Annotated in this window: 22 protein-coding genes; 11 read left to right on the plus strand and 11 right to left on the minus strand. The window is 64.5% G+C overall.

All coding sequences use genetic code 11. From position 1 onward, the window contains the following. Window positions 1–19 precede the first annotated feature (19 nt). The 11 genes from AB0L60_RS06740 to AB0L60_RS06790 all read right to left on the minus strand — a co-directional run bounded on the left by AB0L60_RS06740 (window position 20) and on the right by AB0L60_RS06790 (window position 10,376). Window positions 20–205 (minus strand): helix-turn-helix domain-containing protein, encoded by a 186-nt coding sequence (locus AB0L60_RS06740; RefSeq protein ID WP_364608287.1) that lies wholly within the window; start codon window positions 203–205, stop codon window positions 20–22. Between the two features lie 1,049 nt (window positions 206–1,254). Continuing rightward, entirely contained in the window at window positions 1,255–1,938 is a 684-nt protein-coding gene (locus AB0L60_RS06745) for a hypothetical protein (protein ID WP_364608290.1), read from the minus strand. Window positions 1,939–1,982: 44 nt separating this feature from the next. Next, complete coding sequence (locus tag AB0L60_RS06750) at window positions 1,983–2,201, minus strand: hypothetical protein (protein ID WP_364608292.1); 219 nt, start codon at window positions 2,199–2,201, stop codon at window positions 1,983–1,985. Then, window positions 2,195–2,692: a hypothetical protein gene (locus tag AB0L60_RS06755; protein WP_364608294.1), complete on the minus strand. Its 498-nt coding sequence runs from the start codon at window positions 2,690–2,692 to the stop codon at window positions 2,195–2,197. The genes AB0L60_RS06750 and AB0L60_RS06755 overlap by 7 nt, the downstream gene beginning before the upstream one ends. Before the next feature lie 154 nt (window positions 2,693–2,846). Further along, entirely contained in the window at window positions 2,847–3,617 is a 771-nt protein-coding gene (locus AB0L60_RS06760) for a hypothetical protein (protein WP_364608297.1), read from the minus strand. After that, window positions 3,605–4,810, minus strand: a complete 1,206-nt coding sequence (locus AB0L60_RS06765) for a hypothetical protein (protein WP_364608299.1) — start codon at window positions 4,808–4,810, stop codon at window positions 3,605–3,607. The genes AB0L60_RS06760 and AB0L60_RS06765 overlap by 13 nt, the downstream gene beginning before the upstream one ends. Window positions 4,811–5,028: 218 nt before the next feature. Then, window positions 5,029–5,790 (minus strand): class II glutamine amidotransferase, encoded by a 762-nt coding sequence (locus AB0L60_RS06770; protein ID WP_364608301.1) that lies wholly within the window; start codon window positions 5,788–5,790, stop codon window positions 5,029–5,031. Further along, complete coding sequence (locus tag AB0L60_RS06775; protein WP_364608303.1) at window positions 5,778–6,635, minus strand: amidoligase family protein; 858 nt, start codon at window positions 6,633–6,635, stop codon at window positions 5,778–5,780. The genes AB0L60_RS06770 and AB0L60_RS06775 overlap by 13 nt, the downstream gene beginning before the upstream one ends. Before the next feature lie 721 nt (window positions 6,636–7,356). Continuing rightward, window positions 7,357–7,965 carry a hypothetical protein gene (locus tag AB0L60_RS06780; RefSeq protein ID WP_364608305.1) on the minus strand — a complete coding sequence of 203 codons (609 nt, stop codon included), beginning with the start codon at window positions 7,963–7,965 and terminating at the stop codon, window positions 7,357–7,359. 360 nt (window positions 7,966–8,325) lie between these two features. Beyond that, window positions 8,326–8,550 carry a hypothetical protein gene (locus tag AB0L60_RS06785; RefSeq protein WP_364608307.1) on the minus strand — a complete coding sequence of 75 codons (225 nt, stop codon included), beginning with the start codon at window positions 8,548–8,550 and terminating at the stop codon, window positions 8,326–8,328. 986 nt (window positions 8,551–9,536) lie between these two features. Beyond that, complete coding sequence (locus tag AB0L60_RS06790; RefSeq protein WP_364608309.1) at window positions 9,537–10,376, minus strand: helix-turn-helix domain-containing protein; 840 nt, start codon at window positions 10,374–10,376, stop codon at window positions 9,537–9,539. 344 nt (window positions 10,377–10,720) lie between these two features. Between AB0L60_RS06790 and AB0L60_RS06795 the strand changes: the two genes are divergently transcribed. The 11 genes from AB0L60_RS06795 (at window position 10,721) to AB0L60_RS06845 (ending at window position 19,596) form a co-directional block, all read left to right on the plus strand. Continuing rightward, window positions 10,721–10,855 carry a hypothetical protein gene (locus AB0L60_RS06795; RefSeq protein ID WP_364608312.1) on the plus strand — a complete coding sequence of 45 codons (135 nt, stop codon included), beginning with the start codon at window positions 10,721–10,723 and terminating at the stop codon, window positions 10,853–10,855. A gap of 276 nt (window positions 10,856–11,131) precedes the next feature. Next, on the plus strand, window positions 11,132–11,905 hold the full coding sequence (locus AB0L60_RS06800) for a hypothetical protein (RefSeq protein ID WP_364608315.1): 774 nt from the start codon (window positions 11,132–11,134) through the stop codon (window positions 11,903–11,905). Between the two features lie 191 nt (window positions 11,906–12,096). After that, window positions 12,097–13,140, plus strand: a complete 1,044-nt coding sequence (locus AB0L60_RS06805) for a cutinase family protein (RefSeq protein ID WP_364608318.1) — start codon at window positions 12,097–12,099, stop codon at window positions 13,138–13,140. A 2-nt stretch (window positions 13,141–13,142) separates the two neighbouring features. Then, window positions 13,143–14,255 carry a lipase family protein gene (locus AB0L60_RS06810; RefSeq protein ID WP_364608320.1) on the plus strand — a complete coding sequence of 371 codons (1,113 nt, stop codon included), beginning with the start codon at window positions 13,143–13,145 and terminating at the stop codon, window positions 14,253–14,255. A gap of 57 nt (window positions 14,256–14,312) precedes the next feature. Beyond that, complete coding sequence (locus AB0L60_RS06815) at window positions 14,313–15,848, plus strand: cutinase family protein (protein WP_364608322.1); 1,536 nt, start codon at window positions 14,313–14,315, stop codon at window positions 15,846–15,848. A gap of 118 nt (window positions 15,849–15,966) precedes the next feature. Then, window positions 15,967–16,701: a hypothetical protein gene (locus tag AB0L60_RS06820; RefSeq protein ID WP_364608323.1), complete on the plus strand. Its 735-nt coding sequence runs from the start codon at window positions 15,967–15,969 to the stop codon at window positions 16,699–16,701. Window positions 16,702–16,704: 3 nt separating this feature from the next. Further along, window positions 16,705–17,367, plus strand: a complete 663-nt coding sequence (locus AB0L60_RS06825) for a hypothetical protein (protein WP_364608325.1) — start codon at window positions 16,705–16,707, stop codon at window positions 17,365–17,367. Between the two features lie 11 nt (window positions 17,368–17,378). Beyond that, on the plus strand, window positions 17,379–17,654 hold the full coding sequence (locus tag AB0L60_RS06830) for a hypothetical protein (RefSeq protein ID WP_364608328.1): 276 nt from the start codon (window positions 17,379–17,381) through the stop codon (window positions 17,652–17,654). A gap of 118 nt (window positions 17,655–17,772) precedes the next feature. After that, window positions 17,773–18,711 (plus strand): alpha/beta hydrolase, encoded by a 939-nt coding sequence (locus AB0L60_RS06835; RefSeq protein ID WP_364608331.1) that lies wholly within the window; start codon window positions 17,773–17,775, stop codon window positions 18,709–18,711. Further along, the gene (locus AB0L60_RS06840) at window positions 18,702–18,938 is read left to right on the plus strand and encodes a hypothetical protein (RefSeq protein WP_364608334.1); all 237 of its coding nucleotides are present in this window, start codon (window positions 18,702–18,704) and stop codon (window positions 18,936–18,938) included. The genes AB0L60_RS06835 and AB0L60_RS06840 overlap by 10 nt, the downstream gene beginning before the upstream one ends. Window positions 18,939–18,957: 19 nt before the next feature. Then, window positions 18,958–19,596, plus strand: a complete 639-nt coding sequence (locus AB0L60_RS06845; protein WP_364608337.1) for a hypothetical protein — start codon at window positions 18,958–18,960, stop codon at window positions 19,594–19,596. Window positions 19,597–19,633 lie beyond the last annotated feature (37 nt).

The raw sequence follows: 19,633 nt of genomic DNA on the forward strand, positions 1-19,633 counted from the left end.
ATGACTTAGATGTCGGGGTCTATTCGCGGTTGAACTGTTTGCGTTCCCAGTCGATGACATCGCTGAGCAGGTAGCGGCGGTGGCGCCCGAATCTCGCGTAACGTGGGCCGCGTCGGGCCGAGGCCCAGGTGGCAAGGGTCTTCTCTGGAACCTTCAGTCGCTCGGCGAGTTCTTTGGACGTGAGCCACACATCCCGGGAATTCATTCGCAGGCCCCGGCCGGTAGCGGCGTGACCGCTGTGGGAACCTGTCGTCTCAGCTCTTGCGGCCGGCGGCCGAACGCATCCTCGATGATCTCCGCGACGTTGTGACGGTCGGGACAACGACTTTCGGCCATGACGATCTCCTGACTGGCATGATGCAACTGGCCAGTCCCTCGCGATGTCGAGGATACCGGCCGTCGCCCGTTCCGTGCTTGTCGCCGACCACGGCGCGGCATCTATCGCTTCCTGCCCGCCGAGCTGAAGCGACGAACGTCACTCAGGCACTGACTAACCCGTTCGCCGGCGTCGCGGGGCACCGCCGCTGAAGACCGGGGCGAGCTGTGCGAGAGGACCGCATCCTGCACGAAGCCCTCGCCACCGGCGTGGACGTCCGCCGCCTGTGTGATCTGTTCGGACTGAGCGTGAAAGGTGCCGAACGATATACCGACGTCCTCGACCATCCCAGCTTCAGAGAAGCCGCAGCTGACCCGGCATGAGGAATCCCGGGCGGCGACATGCGGACGGAGTCGATCCGCCGGATCAGAACGGCGGTTCGTCGTCTCCGCCGAGACCGGAGGCAGTCGTCGGCTCGGTGTCGGCAGGAGCCGAACCCCACGGATGTGGACCCGGGCGACGACCGCGCCGAAAATGTGCAGCTTGCCTGAGCGAACTTCCCCGTGGGCGACCAAGGCTGCGTCCGACCCGTGATGCGTGAGATCAGTTCGATGAACGTGGTGGCGTCTGCGGGTCGACGGGAAACAATGACGACTCCGCCACCGCAAATCTCATACGGAATCGGCGTAATTCCCTGCGCCGTAAACAGTTCCGACTCCAGCTGACTTGCGTCGACCCGAATTACCTCCCTGCACGCTGCGACGGATCCGTCGTGCACGAGAAGCCTTGTGCGACGGCATCCGTCGTGGAAGGCATGGCAATTGCCGCAATACTTGTGCTGGATGTCGCCCGGTGCGTAGGAACACATTCCGCATCGTGGATAGGTGATAGAAGGTTCGAGGAGCATATCGGTTAGCCCTTCTGACATGCGACTGTGGTCAGTTCCACAGCCGAGTGAACTCCAGAGCCGCGGCGAGCTGGTCGAGGACTGTGGGCGTGGAATCGTTGGTGCCCCGCACTTTTCGGACTCGCAGAATGCGGAGCGCGCGGAGTTCGACACCGTAGGTGACAGGGCCGGATTCGTCTTCGTGGAAGGGGCCAATTCGGTAGTCGTGTGCGTCGATGAGCAGCGAGTACCAGGCGTCAGCAGGTTGGCCTGCCCGGATGGCTTCGTCGGAGTCGGCACCAGGCTGAACCCATTGGGGGCATCCGCATTCAGGGTCACCGCAGGGGGTGAAGCGGGCTGCGATCGCATTGGATCGGTAGATGGGCATGCGGCCGGCCAGCATCGGGCAACCACGGGTGGAGTAGGCGGCGCACTCGGGATGAAGCCCGGCTTCTGGGCCGACCCCGCGTACCCAGTCCTGAGGGCGGACGAATACCACGACTTGGTGCCCGGGTCCGTGCCCGTGGCCGAGTTCTTCGCCGCAGACCTGACACAGGCGCAAACCCAGTACCAGGGCGTAGCGTTCGGGGTCGATCGCACCCCAGACCGGGGACACACGACCGCGGTGACACAACGTCAGATACGGGATGGCCAAGCCTTGCGCGGTCGGCGCGTCGTGCAGACGCGCGGGAAGCGGTGGCCGCGACGGATTCGATGACGGCGCTGCGGAATTCACGGAATGCTCCTGAATGTCGGACGATGGATGCCCGGCTGAGCGTGCTAGCGGGCGGCGTGGTCGCCGGTCGTGGGATGTGCGGACAAGGCGACGGTGATCGATTGCGTGGGCTGGGCGGGGGATTCGACGCGTACGTGCACGAGCGCGGTGAGGGCCTGTGGCTCAGGAGGTTCGGCGAGCCACGGGCCGAAGATGGAGGAATCGAGTTGGGGGAGCGCGTCTTCGATCCACCGCACCAGGGCGGAGGCGCTCGAAATCACCACCGTCGCTCGCCGGTGTGCGGGTCGACGTTGTGCACCGACACCACCGCGGGGGCGAAGGGGGCCTGGATGAGGGTGGAGCGGGTGAGCACGGCCTGGTAGCCGCCCGCTGCCCACGCTCCGCGCGCGATGACGAACCCGCCGTGAGATGAGGGGTCGACGGGCAGCAGATGCCACTGGGTTCCCGAGTCGCCAAAAGCGCTGAAATAGTTCTCCTCCCAGCTGATTTCGGTGCCGCCCTCGGTGCGGATACGGAGCCGCTGCGTGGCGCGCTCGACGGAGATCAAGGCCATCGCAGTCGCGGCCCCGGCATCGATCTGGACGGGGGTGGTGGCCTCGAAGGACGCGATCGGTGTGCCGGCTGCGGGAGCGGCGGCGAAGCACGCCCGGTAGCCGACGATCAGCACTCCGACCGACGGTGGTGCAGGCACGGCCTTCTCGTAGCCGGGCGTGACGCGTAGGCGGGCGAGGTATCGGGTCGGGTCGGTCTTCATTACGGCCACCGCCGGGCGGGTCGGAGGAGCATCGAAAGGTGTCGGCTCGGTGCGTGATCGGCACCTGCGGATTGTCGGATCATGAGATGGACTCCGTTTCTCGGAATTGCCGTGGCGGACGTCGCGGCCTGGTAGAGGGGAGATGCGCAACCGATCACGCGATGTCGACGAAAGTCAGGTCGGCGTATCGTTCGGTGCCGGTGAGGAATTCGCATGCGCAGTGTGGGAATTCCTGCCAGCATTGCTCGCAGAACCCGCAGGCCGGGCAGTGCGGGCCGCCGCGTTCGAGCCCGTACTGTCCGCAGTAGTCGCAGTAGTCGTCGACGTGGTTTCCGGGCTGTTCGTCGGTGCCGGGCCCACGCCACACGTAGGAGTGGTTGGAGTACCAGATCCCGTCGCGGCTCCAACGGCCGTGGTGTTCGTTGAACAGGTAGGCGGTATGTTTGTAGCGGGGATCGACGGTGAGCAGGACCATTTTGTCGCCGTCGAGCCATTCCTCGAGGTCGGCGCGACCAGCCCACGAGTCCAGCGACCCGAACGGACGCAGAGGAAGGAAGTCTTCGGCGGCTATCCGGGTGTCCGAGCGGGAGTCTCCTTTGGCTGGGTGCACGATGGCGGGAAGAACTCCGTTGTGCGCCAACACTGTTCGCGCGTCGCCTCCGACCCTGAATGGGTGGCAATTCTGTTCGCTGATGTATCCGTGAGTGGCGAAGCGAGAATGAAACAGGGCCGGGTTGTCCGGGAATCGAGCACGCACGGCGGCGAAGTCCTCGATCACCTTGGCGGCGTCGAGCCCGTGCCCGACGAGGATGCGATCGTCGGCGACGACGGCATAGCCGTGCCCGTGCGGGTTGGCCAAGGCCCCGTCGCGCAGCGCGGCGAGATCAGGGGTGATGCCGGGCTTGTAGAAGCTCAAGATGCACACTGCAGGGTCTCCATTTCCGCCAGCAACGGCAGATAGATCCGGTGGGCTCGCACCCAGGTGACGAACACGGTCCATTCCCAGCCCCGTCGGCGCGCGACATCACCGGCGGTGAGGGTGCGGGTGTATTCCACCGAGGCGGCGATGAACGCCAGCGCGGCTTGAACCTGTTGACTGTGTAGGGAACTGGCGAAGATCCGGACCTCGAAGGTGTCTTCGGGATTGACGTTGATGGCCTGGTATCGGCCGTGGCCGAAGCGTTCACCCTTCGCGAATTTGGCGATATCGGCGCGGGTTTCGGAGGTGAAGCTGGCCCAGTCGTCGCTGCGGCGGCGAGCCAGGCGCACGGCCTGAGTTTCGTTGCGGTAGAAGAACTTCATCCACCGGTACACGTGCGCTGGCGAGTCGAACCCGGCCCGCGAGACATGGACGTGAATGCCGACATGGTCATCGACATAAGCACCGCGAATCCGTAACTCGCGCAGCATATTCCAAGGGAATTCCGCTATGGCCCACTCGTAGCTCATGGGGTGGGTGACGATTTCGAATCCGCCGCCATAGCCGATGGATCCGTCCTCCTTCAGATAGCCCAGGTCGCCGAGGTGGTCCGCGGCGATCTCGGCGCAGGCTTGAAGGGAACGGCCCAGGGTTTTGATCTCGAGTTCCAACCCCAGAAAGACCGGGCCTTGGCCGTGGAAGTAGGGGTCGGGTTTGTAGGAGTAGTCGTGGATGTAGTCATCGCGGCGGTCGCGGTAGCACGACGAGCAGTAGTCGTCGCTGGTGGTCAGGTAGTCGCAATCGCTGCATTCGCGGTAGTGGGACTGGCAGTCGCGGCACACTTCGTCGCCGCTGTCGACGCTGCGTAGATATCGCGACAGCAACCGGCAGTCCGAGCATCGCCAGTAGTGATCGAGATGGCAGGTGTCGCACACGATGTCGCCGCCGACGGTCGCCTCACCGGTGGTGGTGTAGCGCGCGCAGTACTCGCATTCCGACCATCGCCGCGTGCAGGCCGTGCACAGCACGCCGTCGTTGACCGTCTCGTGGGTTTCGGTGGCCTGTTCGCCGCAGTCCTCGCAGAAGGCGCGTTCATCGCAGTCCGGGCACTGTAGAGCGGGTTCGCTCGGGGGAGGATTGTCGGGCAGCGGTGGGGAGCATGTGCTGCACAACGCGGGTGCGTCCAGCAATTCGGGCATGGGTATAGGACCTCTCTGAGCACTGAAGGAGGCAGATGGGAGCGCCGAGGACGAAACGGCGCGCACAGCGCGGCGGGGCGCGCGAATCTCGCGCACCCTCTGCTGGTTTCAGGAATGCGATCAGCGAGACGACAGGTGGGGGCCACCTGCGATGTCGGTTCGGAGGTGACGACATGGCGGGCAACCCCGACCAGAGCCAATAGAGGTGAGCGCTGAAATTAGCGAATCGCCCTGCGGCGCAGTTCTATGCCTGCGGTGTCGGAGCGTTGCTTGCAGTCACAGTGGGGGAATGGGTTGGCGCACAGGAAGCACCAGCCGCAGCGGCCGCAGTAGCGGCCGCGCCGGCTGAAGTCGATGTCCCCGCAGCTTTCACACACATACAGCCACGCCCTCGCGCGTAGCAGCGCCGGGTCCAGTTCGGGCCGGTATCCGGGGTTGGAGTACCAGATCCCGCCATCCCACATTCCTGCCGATTCGTTGAACACGTAGGCGTTCTGGCCGAAGGTCGGGTCGACGGTGAGGACGACGAGTTTGCTCGTCCCGAGCCACGACTCCAGCCCGCGTCGCCCGTGGCCGGTATCGAACGACCCGAAAGGCATGTGCGGCAAGTACGTTTCGGCCGCTATCCGGGTATCCGAGCGAGGATCGTACGGGGTCGGACGGACCCGTCTGGGTAGAACACCGTTGTGCGCGAGCACGGTCCGTCGATCGCGGCCGAGCCGGAAGGGATGGCAGTTGTCGATGCTCACTGCGCCGTGCGTGGCATAGCGGCTGTGAAACAGCGCCGCTCGTTCCGGATGGCGAGCGCGGACGGAGGCGAAATCGTCGAGCACCTCCTCGGCGTCCATACCGCGCCCGACGAGAATGCTGTCGGTGGTGACGACGGCGAATCCGTGACCGTCTCTGTTGACGCGCGTGCCGTTACGCAGCGCGCTCAGGTCAGGTGTCGTGCCTGGGGGGAAGAAGGTCAGCAAGCACACGCGAGGGCCTCCATTTCCGCCCGTAGCGGCGCGTACTCCTCCCGCTGGCTTACCCACGCGGTGAACTGCTCCCAATCCCAGCCACCGTGGCGGACGACATCGGTGGAGGTCAGCGTGCGGGTGTACTCGACGCTGGCCGCGACGAATGCCAAGGCCGCTTGCACCTGCTGGGGGCCAAGCGATCCGGCGAACACCCGCAACTCGAGGCTCTTGCGCGGATGCGGGTTGATCGCCTGGTAGCGGTTCATCCCATACCGGCGCAGATCGTCCTTGGCGGTGTGCTTGACCCGTTCGCGGGCGATCGGGGAGAAGACCGCGTAACGCGATCGCCGTCGCGCCAAGGCCACCGTCTGGGATTCGTTGCGGTAGATCAGCTTCGCCCACCGGAAGATGTGGGCGGCCGAGTCGAACCCATTCCGCGAGACATGGACATGGATACCGACGCTGTGATCCGAGCGGCACCCGAGTTCGGTCAACCGCTCGAGCAGTGGCCAGGGAAAGTGCTCGATCGCGAACTGGTAGTCCATCGGATGGGTGACCAATTCGAAACCCAACGGCTCGATCGAGGAATCGTGCTTCAGGTACGCCAGATCGCGCACGTGCTCGCCGACCGTCGCCGCGCAGGCATCGTAGTTGTGGTGTGGGACGATGATTTCCAGTTCCAGGCCGAGGAATACTGGGCCGTGACCGAAGAATCGCGGGTCGGGTTTGTAGTTGTAGTTCCAGATCCGCCCGGCCGAGCCGCAGTTTTCGCAGTCGGTGCGATCGGGGAGAAGGGTGCCGCACTGCTCGCACGGGCGGTAGTTCTGGGCACAGTGAGTGCAGACGCGGGAGCCGCCGGACACATAGCGGCTCTCGGCAGTGAACAGGCTGCACGCCGCGCAGTGATCGAAGAACCGGTCGACACACGGTGGACATACACGCTCCCCGGTATCGGTGCGCCACGTAGTCGGCGCGCGATACAGGCAGCGCGCGCACTCCGACCATCCGGGAGTGCATTCACGGCAGACATGACCGAATTCGGCTGTGATGGCCAGGTCCTGATTGGGCGCACGGCAGCGATCACATCGTGGCGTTCGGGCGGAAGCCGGAGTACTGATCGCCTCGGTTCCCGCCGTGCGCGTTCGCGGCCGGGACGTCGCGGGCTGGCAGACCGCGCAGGAATGCGGAGGAGAAGATGCGGGAACAGGCATAGAGGATCGCCTTCCAGTAGATGGAGAAACAGAAAAGGCCGCGACGGCAATGCCGTCGCGGCTTTATGCTGTGGACGCATGCGCGAGCGTGAAAGTTCAGGAATTCGCGTGCGGGAGCGCTCGACTATCGAGGTACCCCTTCAGCGATATGGGGGAGCTCAATGGGTGCCGCGCTCACTCACTCGTCACCGAGATGGCATCAGCAAGCCGTGGTGACGGTGCTTGAACTCGGTGGAGGTCAGTACGCGATGAACAGTGGATGTCTCAATGCGTTTCGCTGGCTGGGCGCATGTTTATGCGAACCATCCGAATGGATGCCGGTGGGCGATGGATCGGCGTGACCACGTGTCCTCAGAACGGGGTTGTGGAGCGCTCACAGATTGGCGTAGCCACCTGCGCTCCACACGATTCTGCGATAGTTTTCCGGGGTGACGGCTTGTCGTGCCGGTATTCCGGGCGCGATCGCATAGGGCCAGAAGCAGTAGCCGCATCGATGGCAGTAGTGGCCGGCACTCCAGATATGTTTACTGACAGAGATGCCTTTGGAAATTCTACTGTTTCGGCGAGTTCTGTGCGACGCGATCCAGAACAGGAACAGCGATGGAGCAGCCATCGCGGAAATCAGCAGGAAGTTGGCGACGAGAAACACTGGCAACGGCGTTGTCGCTTCAGGATCAGAGACATTGACGATGGCGATCAAGAGGTAAATGAAGGCAGGAATCGCGAGGATCACACCGAGGAAGACCAGTTTGCCCGAACGCCGTAGGAGGGGTGCCAACGCCAGCGACTGGGACAGGCTGGTCGAGTAGGTCCGCTCGGTCATGCTCGAGCTAACGACGGGGATCAGGCCTGCGGAACTGACGGCGACGCCGGAGTGGTAGTCCAGGCCATGGACCGTGGTCGTACCGGTCGCCCGGACTGCCGGAACTCGCTGAACCCGGTCGTCGTGCCCACAGCTTGGGCAGGTGATGTCGATTCCCACGGTGGCGTCCCGTCCCGGTGCCGCTGCGCCGCGACGTGGACGGTGGCCGCGCAACAGCGCCTGTGCTGGTTCCCGGTGATGCGATGGTTGGACCCATCGAACACCGCGAAACGCGGCTTGTCGAGAGGGATTCGTGGTCGAGGGATCGGAAGTCATTGTCGGGCCTTCCTGCTGAGGGTGGTGTGAGTGCATCTGGACGCGATGCAACGAGTTGTTGTGTCACACAGACCCTCTCGTTGCTCGAGCGCACTTCACGGGCGAGTTCTCGCCGCTGTGCCGCTGCCTCGGTCGAGTTGATCGGCCGAGGCAGCGGAAACGAGATCGCACCGCTGCACAAGTCGGTGGCAGGGTGTCCGTCAGTCAAACTCGGTCGACGGCTCGGGCAATGCTCTCCTCGTGCGACACCAGAGGGTGAGATTCCGCGGTGAGGATCGAGAGGGCGGCGGCGACCTCGAGAACATCGGACTTCACATAGGTCGCGGTCGTGCCGCCTGCCTTGCCGTCATGTCCGGCGTAGGCCCGGGCCACGGCGAAACCGAAGGTGCGTTCGATCCAGGTCAGTGTGGTGTGCCGAAGCCAGTGCATGCTTATGCCCTGAACGGCTACCCAGGGCAGGATCTCCCCGACCCGCGCCCAGATGCAGTCGTAGCGACGGGAACTGATCGGCTTGCGGTGTGAGCGTCGCTCGAGCCGGCGCTCAGATCGTGCTGCCCTCGCCATCGGATCAGCAAGGGCAATTCCGGCGGTGGGTCGAGCCACCACGGGACGGGTTTCGTCCCTCCGGGATGGCCGTCATCGAATCAATTCGCACGTGCACCACCCGGCGAGTGTGAGCTCCATGCGTCGGATCCCAGGCTGCTACCTCTCTCAAGGTGAGTTTGCGGCCCGCGTGTGGTTTTCACGTATCCAAGTGGTGGCGGTTCGTGCTCACCGCGGAGTCAAACGGGAGTGGTCCTGGTGAAGACCCTCGACCGGATAGGTCTGGATATCCCGGGAGCATCGGTCCTGGTGCAGGTCCGCCGCGGTGCCGGCGCAAGTCGTCGGATTCGTAGTGTTCACTAGGTCGTTCAACGGCTCGCCTCGTCCGGGTGAGGAGGATGTGCATCTGTCGCTGTGCCTCTGCGGAGTGCGACTGGACTACCGGGCGTGCGCAACTGCTGCCTTGGTTTTCGTACAGGATTGGTCGGAACATGTTGGTGCAGAACAAATTTCGGTCTCCCGTGGAGATGTAGTCGAGCTTCCTCGCCTTCCGTGTGAAGTTCTGTATCTCGAGCCGTGACCGCCCCGCCAATCCGGAGGTCGAACATTCGCGGCCCGCAACGTGTGGGAATGGCGAAGCGGACGGCATGACCAGCGGGCAGTCGGCGGACGCGACGGCTGACCTATGGCTACTCCAACAAATCCATGTCGGCGGCGTGGTTTATCCGTCGACGAACCCACGTGTCAGACGATCTGATTGTTATAAGCGATTAACAGTTTGCTACAGCTGTAGACATTCATTTGCCGCAATACCTATCACGCATTGATTGTGATGTGAGCCACATAGCTCCTGGGTGTAAACGGCTCTATGGCTAGGGCAGTGTGAGTGGTCCGGAGTGGGGCTGACGGAATGCGTGGCAAACGCGGATGTCGCGGGTGTCGGCGAGCTCGGCGATGTCGATGCTGATGGAGTACGGCTCGCCGCTGTCTGGGTCGCGGAGGTGGGCGAGGTCGTTGGGGTTTCGTGCATACGCGACTTGGAGGCTGCTGTTCCAAATGCGTCTGAAGTCGGGGTCTCGCATCAGGCGGTCGAAGAGGTCTCTCGCGCGTGGACTGGTTCGGTAGAGGCCGAAGGCGCCGCGCAAGATGGCGACGTGAAAGAGGGCTTCTTGCTCCCACTGCAGGGTTACATTCATCGCTGGGCGGAAGTTCTTGCAGATGTAGAAGAACCAGATGGCGACATTGTCTCGGGCTTCATCGAGGCCAGGTAGCGCGCGGCGGAAAGACTCGTTCGCGGATAGCACATTCCAGAGCGGATCGGTATAGACACAGATCATCCCGATTTTATCCATGTGTGCGAGTGCTTCGCGACGGCTCGGGGTGTCGACTCGTTCGCGTAGCTCTTCGATCGAGGACAGGGGTACGGGCGGTGCCCACAGGTGGCGAGTGTGCCGGGCTTGCATCGGGTTCATGTCATAGGCAGTGATGAGTTTGTCGACCATGTCCAGGGTGGGTACGGAGCCGCGGTCGATCTTGTTGATGTAGTCGACGCTGATGTTCGAGCGCTCGGCGGCTTGCTGCCGGGTGAGTTCGCGATCGTCTCGGACGCGGCGGAGCCAGGTGCCCAGGCTGGGCATCTCGATGCCGATGGCCTCGCCGTCGTGGATGGTCGGTAGTCGCCGGCGGATTCTTCTCCCAGGAGTCGGACCCATGTCCTCTCCCCCTCTTCTGCGGTTGTGACTTATCGCTGAGCTGACTGTGGCGAATGAAGCAACTCCCCCATGAGTTCGACCCGTTCCTACCAGGGAGTTGCGGTCCCGGCAACGCTGATTTTGCGGCAGTGATTGCCGGGCGTTTGCGATTCTGGCAGGGAGGGACAGGTCCGTCGAACCGGCGGACAGCTCTGCTCGAGCATTTTGTTGGTAATTTTTTTACCAATCGGCGCGATAATGCCTGCGTGCTGCCGTGCGGGTATTGGTAAATACCTTATTTGGTAATTTTCTTACCAGCGGAAGGTATGGCGCGACAGTGTCCACGAGGTTTTGATGGTGGGGCAATGCTAACCGCTACGAAAGGGAAATTCGTGGATCCGATGGGTATTCTGTCCTACCTGAACTTCGGTTCGTCGATCGCATCGAACGCTCTCAACATTGTGACCCAGCTCATCTCGCTGGTGGGGCAGTTCCTGTAAGTCCCGATCCTTGACGCGGGTGCTCCTGGTCGCGTATCTGCAGACAGGAGCGCCTGCGCCATCGAGTGCGGAACGTTCGTCGAATTCGAGCGGACTGCCTTTCTTGCTATGAAGGGTCTATTTGATATGCGAAGTTCCAGACGCAATTCAGCCGATCCCGCACGGTCGACCCGACGTGCGCACGGTGTAGGAAGTGCGAGCGCAGCGATGTCGTCGACGCCGATGATCGTTCGCTGCGGACGTTTTGTTATCGCGGGCGTCGTGCCGTTGTCGCTCATGTTGTCGGCACCGGGCATGGCCGTGGCCGCGGGGCTCGGCGATATTGCGGATCAACCCGGCGTCACCAGCCCCGCGCAGCCGGGCACCACGACCCCCGCTGCGCCTCCTCCGCCACCGGTCGAGCAGCAGACGCCGCCCGACCAGCAGTACTCCGAGCAACCACCGGAAGTACGCAACGGGACGTCGCCGCGGCCGCAGCCGTCTGCTGATCCCGCACCTCCCGTGCAACTTCAAGATCTTCATCCGCCCGAGCCCGTCGCACCGGTCGCCCCGATCGCACCGCCGGATGACACGATTCGCATCGGTGAATGGCAGATGCCATCGCCTGATTGGCTACCTACGCCGGTGCGGGACTGGATCAACGACACCTCCGCCGGTGCCGAAGCCCAGGTGGCGACCGCGCTGGACTCGATCGGTTTCCCGGCAGGGCGCTCAGACCGTGTCGGCGGCGCCACCCTGGCGGGCGCGGGCGTCGGGGGCGCTGCCGGGGCGGTGATCGCGGGTGGCCCGGTGGCCGCGGTCGGTGCGGTCGTGGGCGGACTCGTCGGCGGCACGGTCGGCGGCATCGCCGGAGCCGCGGTGGGAACCCTTGTGCCCGTGCCGGTTCTGGGGACGGTGACCTCCGGAGTCTTCGGCACCGCTCTGGGTGCTGCGGCTGGCGCGGTAGTCGGCTCGGCGATCGCGGGATTACCGGTCGCGATCGTCGGCGCGATCGCAGGAGGGACGGTTGGTGCGGGCTTCGGGGCAGGGGTCGGGGTGGGCCAGCCGTGAGCAAACGGATTTCACGGATCTCCGGTGGCACGGCCATCGCGCTCCTGTGCGGTGCTTCGCTTGTCGGCGGCTCGGAACCAGCAGCCGCTCAGCAGGTTCCGATTGGCCCGGCCTGTCCCGCGCTCTACGCGCTCGGTGTTCAAGGAACTGGTCAGTCCTCACCCTGGGCGAGTCCGACGGCAGATACCGGAGTGGTCGGTGCGTTGCTGGGCCCCGTGGTCTCCGCGGTGCCCGGATTGGTCCAGCGCAGCTACGTTGCTTACGAGGCCGGCTTCGGCGGGGCGGTGCCGGGCGGCGGTGCGGACCCGTATGCGGCGTCGGTCTCGTCAGCTCTGACCGGACTTGACGACGCGGCAACACAGGTGATGGCGGCCTGCCCGGCCACGATGCTCGCGGTCGTCGGCTATTCCCAAGGCGCACAAGCGGTCGCCGAGTTCGCACAGGCCGTAGGTACCGGCGACGGTCCGGTACCGGCGGAACGGATCGCCGGAATCGAGTTGTACTCCAACCCGATTCGAACCTCGGGCGAACCCGTGTTCCCGGGCCGCCCAGGGCAGGTCGGACCCGATCCTGCCCCTGGCAGTACCGGAGCAGCAGTCTCGACTGTGCAGCTCACCAGTTCCGCGTCCGCTGGTGCAGGAATCGCTGACGACGGCACGACCTACGGGGCTCTGACCGGTCGGGTGGCCGATATCTGTGTGGACGGGGATCTGGCGTGTTCGGCACCGGACAATGCCGCGATGCTGCGGGCGGGAGCCGATCTCGCGGCGCAGGCCGACCTACGTGACCCGATCGCGGCAGTCGGATCGATCCAATCCCTGCTCTCCGCCGCCTTGGGGGATGCCTGGACGTCGTTCGTGCTCAACGACTTCCATCTCGATTCCGGCGATGTCGACTACACTCCGACACGCACGCTGGCACAGCGGCTGACCGACGCTACCGATCCTCGGATACCCGGACCGTCGCCCGAGGACACCACCGCAGCAACGGCTCGATGGAACGAGATCGCCGCCACCGTAGCCCAGAATCCGCTCGTCCTGTTGCCGAAACTCGTCTCGCAATTGTCCGGGGCGTGGGGTCAGTTCGCCGCTGACAATAGTGACCTGGTGAACCCCGCGGTCTGGATCCGATTCGCGGACACGGTTGCTCGCCACAACGGCTACGCCACCACCGGACAGCTGAACTCCGGGATCGCCTGGCTCATCGCCCTCGCGCACGACATCGCGGGGAGCTGACCATGCCCGACTTCTACGCACTGCTCCCCGCCGAGCGCGGCGACCGTCCAGGCCAGCTGCTCCGCACACAGGCCATCGCCGTCCCGGAGCTCGGTCGTCAGACGAGAGCCTGGCGCATCATGTACGTCTCCAACGACTCACGGGGAGAACCGATCCCCGTCACAGGGACAGTGTTCTCCACAACGTCTATGGCGCAGCCGCACCCGACGCTGATTGTCGTGTATTGCCCCAGCTTCCATGGACTCGGTGGCCAATGCGCTCCCTCACAGCAACTGCTCACCGGCGACGAACCGCTCGAACAGATCCGGGAAGCCCTCGATCGGGGGTGGACCGTCGCTGTGCCGGACGGCGAGAACCTCGGCGTAACTGGTCTGGGCCCGCACACCTTCCTCGCCGCGCGCGCGTCCGGACACGTCGCGCTGGACCTGGCCCGAGCCACCCAGGCGATACCGGAACTCGCGCCTTCGCACACCCCGCGCGCACCAATCGTGCTGTGGGGCTATGGCGACGGCGGCCGTGCGGCAGTCTGGGGCGCCGAATTGGCAGTCGAGTACGCCCCGGACCTCGACCTGCGCGGAGTCGCGGCCGGCGCTGTCGTGACTGATCCAGGCGCGTTGGTTCGCACACAACACCGCGGACCGTGGGCAGCGTTGGCGCTGGCTGGACTGATCGGACTCTCGCGCGCCTACCACCATCTCCCGTTGCGTCATGTCCTTACCGAGGACGGCCGCAGTGTGGCGAGACACGCTGAGCAGCTCAGTGCGGCAACGCTACTCGCGCAGTATCGACAGCCGCTGGAACATTGGTGCGAACGCCCGGACCCTTGGAACGACGCCATCTGGCGCTTCGTCCTGACTCGCGAAAGCCGAAGCAGCGCAGGAACTCCTGCCGTCCCTGTCCATCTGTATCACGGCACCCACGATCCGATCGTACCGATCGAATCCGGTGGCGGACTGTTCACCGAGTATCAGCGCCGCGGCATCGAGGTCAGCTGGCGCGAGTACGACGCCAACCACTTCCGCACTGCCATCGACAGCACACCAGAAGTCGCCGACACGCTCGCCAGCTTCCTACGTCGGCCACCGACGCAGAACGGGCAGCTGCCAAGGCCGTAGAGCGACAAGCGTGACGTTCGCGCCGTCGCAACGGCCGTCAGAGATCAGGAATGCGAGGTGAATCCTTTGTTGCACAGTTCAAACACTCAGCCCACACACTTCGGCCGCACGGCCGCGCCTCTGGTGACCCTTGTGGTGACGATTGTGTACTTATCGACCGGTTTGCTCGCTCGCTCGGAAGCTGATGTCCCCGTGGACGGCACATGCCCCGCGTTGTACGTCTTCGGGGTTCAAGGAACAGACGAAGGCCCCTCCGACGCTGCACCGACGACCGACACCGGAGCTCTCGGACAGTTCTTCTCTGCACTGCTCGCTCAGGCCAGAACTACCGTGCAGCGCTCCTATGTGCGCTACGGCTACGCCGACGACGGCACTGAGACGCAATATCAGCAAGCCGTGACCGATGCTGCGGACCTCCTCGGAAAGAATGCGGCCGAGATTGCCCAACGCTGCCCCGACACGCGCATCGCCGCCGCCGGCTACGGACAGGGCGCCGCAGCCGTCTCCGCATTCGCCCATGCGGTCGGCACGGGTGCCGGTCCCGTGGATCCGGACACCGTGGCGGGGGTCGCCCTGTTCGCTAACCCCGCGCGCGCCGACAAAGCTGTGCTGCCCGGCCGCCCAGGCCAAACCACCCCGACCGGCGCGCCCGGCACTGCAGGCACCGCGGTCGCACAGATCACGCTGACCGATACAGGGACCAGCGGATCAGGAATCGCCAGCAACACTGCTGTCGACTACGGCTCACTCGCCGGACGGGTCGCTGACTTCTGCACCCCGGGTGACCTGTCCTGTGACTCCTCTTCCGATACACCGCTGACCAAGACTGTGAAAAACATTGCTGCACAGTCCGATACCAAGGATCCCATCACCGCCATCTCCACGATCGCGCAAGCCTTGGCGGCCACGGTGTGGAAGACCACCGTGGGGGCGGTCACCGAAGACCTCTCCGGCACGAGCTTGGATCAGCTGTCCTACCAGCCGACCAAAACGCTCGGACAGCGATTGGCCGAAGCATCAGATCCCAGCACACCGATCCCCGGCATCGGTGACGCCCTCTCGGTGCTGTTCCGGCTGGGAACGATCGGACTCAACACCGTGGTCTCAGTCGCACAGAAAGTATTTACCACAAGCACGATCAGCGAACTCGCCACAGTCGGCATGGCCGACCCGGTCGCGGCCCTGGCCGCCCTCGGCGCGAAAGTCGTTGGCGCGGTAGCTGAATTGATTCCTCCCGCGACGGCACTGGGCTGGGTGAACCAGGCGTTCACCGCGATCACTTCCACCGTCACCAACGACAACGACCTCTACAACCTGGCGACCTACACCCAATACAGCGACACCGCCGGACGACACGACTCCTACACCAGCGCTTCGGCCGACTCCTCCGGAACAGCCCCGCTCAGCGCCGCCGCCACGTGGTTCGCCGCACTGGCCCACGATATCGCCGCGACAAACCCCGCCACGTCACTACCGAGATCGGCGACACCGTCCACCAGCGCGACACCGAGCGTCACAACCACGACGCACGCCTCTTCGCCCTCGGTCGCGACTCCGCTGTCAGCGACCGCCAGCAGCACGCCTGCTCCCTAGACCCCTTCGGGCAGACGGTGGTCTCTGCGCCAGAGAGATAACCAGACCAGTCCCTCGCGGGCCGTCTGCCCGAAGGGCCCACCCACACCACATCACCCAGCACAGGAGGTGAATCTCGATGCCCCACAACACCACCACCGATTCGCGCATCCACGGCAACAGCGAGTGGGGCTGGCTCGACAACTCAACACCCACGACATTGCCCACCCAGCCCACCGCCCCGACCACGCCGTCTCACGAGACCAACTCTGAATGGGGCTGGCTACCAGACGATCTGGATACCGCAGTAACGCGCAGTGGGCCGCGAGAAGACTTCGACGGGCGGCCGGTGCCGAAGACGGCACGCCTTCGATGGGTCGTCCCTATCGTGTCGACCCTGGTCTCGGTATCGGTGATCGTCTTTGCTGTCTTCGCACTGGGTCGCAGGACAGAGTCCACCGTGTCAGAGCCGCAGACCGTGACCTTGAGTGCGACGTCGACCCCAGCGCTGACCGGTGCCTGCACGGGCTTGACCGCCACGACGGTCACTGCAGGCTCCGGTGATCCAGCCAGCGTCACTGGCGTGATCGCCGCGTTCGAGTACGCCTATTACCAGCAGCGTTCGGCCGATGCAGCGTTGGCATTGGTCACCCCCGAAGCCGGGATCACGCGCGATCCGCTCACCGCTGGGATCGCATCCATTCCCGCTGGAACCACGCACTGCGTCGCGATCACACCGATCGCGGACGCCACGGCCAACGTGCACCTGGTCGAGCTGCACCCCGACCACACCCGAACGGACTACCTGCAGGTGATCAACCTCCGCCGCACACCGGCAGGGCTGCTGATCGACAACATTCAAAAGCAGGGATAACCGATGCACGCCAACGTCATTCACCTCCACCGCCCCGGCAGCACCGAGCCGGCACGTTTCGAACCAGATACCATCACCGCGCCGACTCCGGACCGTCAAGCACCGGTTCGTCCGACACCGCTGCCCACGACCGGCCCCTACCCGCCCCTGTTCGCCGTGCAAGGAGCACATGGTGGCGCCGGCACAACCACGTTGGCGCACTGGTGGGCACCCGCAGCAGATACCGGACTGGCCTGGCCCGCCTCCCCGCAGACCACACAACGCGTCGTCGTCGCCGCACGCGACTGCCTACCCGGACTCACCGCCGCCGCGGACCGCCTACGAGAATGGCACGCCGGACTCGCTCCCTCGGGCGTCACCGTCCTCGGGCTGGTGCTGACTCCGGTCCGTCCTGGGCGCGTCCCCGCAGCGGTACGCCGCTATCGGCGCATCGTCGCCGATCTGGTGGACGAGGCGATCTGGTCGATCCAATGGCACGACGAGCTCCTCGTCTGCGACCTCGCCCAGCTGGCGCAATTCACACCGAACGATCCCCGACCATCCCGACGCGCAGACCTGAGCAGCTCGGTGCCCATCGATGTGCACCGAGCAGGGGTCGCGATCACCGCGCGCATCGCCGCCGCTCGTCCGAACACCGACCACGACGTGTCCGGGGACCTTCAATGACGTTGCCACTAATGCTGTCCGCCGTCGAGATATTGGCTCAGCAGGTCCACATCACTCCCGAGCAACCACCCGGTGCCAACGGCCTGATCAAAATTGTCAATTGGTTGTCGTGGTTCGTGATGCTCGCAGGAATTGCTGCGCTCATCTACGCCGGCGGCAAATTCGCGTGGGAACGCTGGCACGGGGGTGCGGTAGAAGCCCCCAAGATCGTCCTCGGTGCCCTCGTCGGCGGAATCATCGCCACCAGCGCAGGAACGATCATGACTCAGATCACGAGCACGCAATGACATGCCGAGCGAAATCTATCGACCACGAACGCCTTTCGATATCGGCACCGACGAGCGCGTCTATCGCCGTCTCGGCCGAGAGGTATCCCTTCGCCCTGAGCTTCAAGGAATCACCACTATGACCCTGCTCGACCCCAGCGCATTGAGCGTCCAGTCCACCGACGATCTCGAACTCGCCGCCACCCGGCTCGGCTCACCCACCGCCGCCACGACCGTCGTCTACGTCCACGGCCTATTGAGTGACGGCAGCTACTGGTCTCCGGTTGCCGAACACGTGCACCGCCGCCTCGGTGACAACATCACCCAGATCGCCTACGACCAGCGCGGCCACGGCATCTCCGGTCGGCCCGACCGCCGCACGGCCACCACGCTCCGTCATCTGGTCGATGACCTCGACGCGGTACTCGCGCACGCCAGCGGCGAGGTCATCCTCGTTACCCACTCCGCCGGGTCACTGGTCGCGGCCGCATACGCACAACAGAACCCGACCCAAGCCTCGGCCCTGTCCGCGCTGGTCATCTTCAGCGGCGGCGGAGAATTCCCCGAATTCCCCTCTCTCGCCGCGCGTTACCGCGAACTACCGCGCCGAGTTCAGCGGTTCAGACGCACCCGCCTCGATGCCGTGTCCGTCGCGACCATCGCCTTCCTCGAACACCGCTTCCGTGCTTTGAGCCGACGTCTGGGCTCGCGCGCACAACTAGCATGCGGCGCACGCCGCAGCGATCCGCGGGTCCTGGCCGACGTGCTCGCCGCCTACGGCGACTTCACCCTCGACGCTGACGCGGCCGCACTGCTTCGCGGTATTCCGACCTTCGTGATCGCAGGCGAACGCGATCGCGTAGTCCCACCGGCCCAATCGGTTCGGCTGGCAGAACGCATCTGGGCCGACTACGAACTGGTGCCCGGCGCGGGCCACAGCCTTCCGCATGCAGAGCCCGGCCGGGCCGCAGACGTGATCGTGCATGCCCTCGAAGCCGTCGATCGCAACGCAATCGACGACACCCTCGCCCAGGCCGAACGCGCCGCCATAGCGGCAGGAGACGAACCGTGGCACTAGCGAAATCCCTTCCACCACAAGTCACGCAATACCTCACTCCGATGCTGGGATGGCTCGCCTGGATCGTGCTGCTGCTGTGTATTGCGCGCACGATCTTCCTTGCCGGCCTGCTCGGAATTCGCATCTACCGAGAAGAAGCCACCGAAGGACTAGCCGGATCTCTTTTGGCCGCAGTCCTGGTCGGTTCCGCCAGCGGCATCGCAGCCGCGATTTACCCGACCCACTGACGCTCATGAGGAGCGAGAAATGCGCTATTCACCGTCGACGGTCATGGGCAAACTGACCCTCAGCGCGGGTCTGCTCGGGTCGACCATCCTGCTGGCCGGGTGCAGTCACCACAGCACTGACCCCACGCCCGGCACCGCCACGACCGCGAACATCGATTCTCGGCCGAGCAACCTGAAAAAGATTGCATTTCAGGGTATTTCGCTGCCCGTCGCGGATCAGGGTCCACGAGACACTAGCGGCGCTGTGGTGAGCGGATTCGATCGAAATCCCGTCGGTGCCTCTTTGGCCGCGATCAACGCGACAGTTCGGATATCTGTTGCGACTGACAGCGAATGGGCGCTGATTGGTCAGCGGATGCTCGCGTCAGGCCCCGGTCGTGACGCCTGGGCGATCGCTCGATCACAGATCTCCATTACCGACCCCATTACTGCCAGCGCCCTGAGAATCGCAGGATACCGCGTCGTGAACTACGCCCCGGATCGCGCCGAGATCGCCATCTTCACGATCCAGTCCGATCAGTCGCTCACTCGGAACACCGCAACTGTCATTTGGCAAGACGGTGACTGGAAGTTACTGCTTCCCGGCCACCCACAATCCTCGCTTGTGCAAACGGTGACCGCCTTGCCTTCCAATCTCATTCCGCTACCACTTCCATGAGATGAGGACGCGCCGATCATGAGCCTTCGACGTCCCG

This window comes from Nocardia sp. NPDC051981 (genome assembly GCF_040680715.1).
In the GTDB taxonomy this organism is placed as follows: Bacteria; Actinomycetota; Actinomycetes; order Mycobacteriales; family Mycobacteriaceae; genus Nocardia.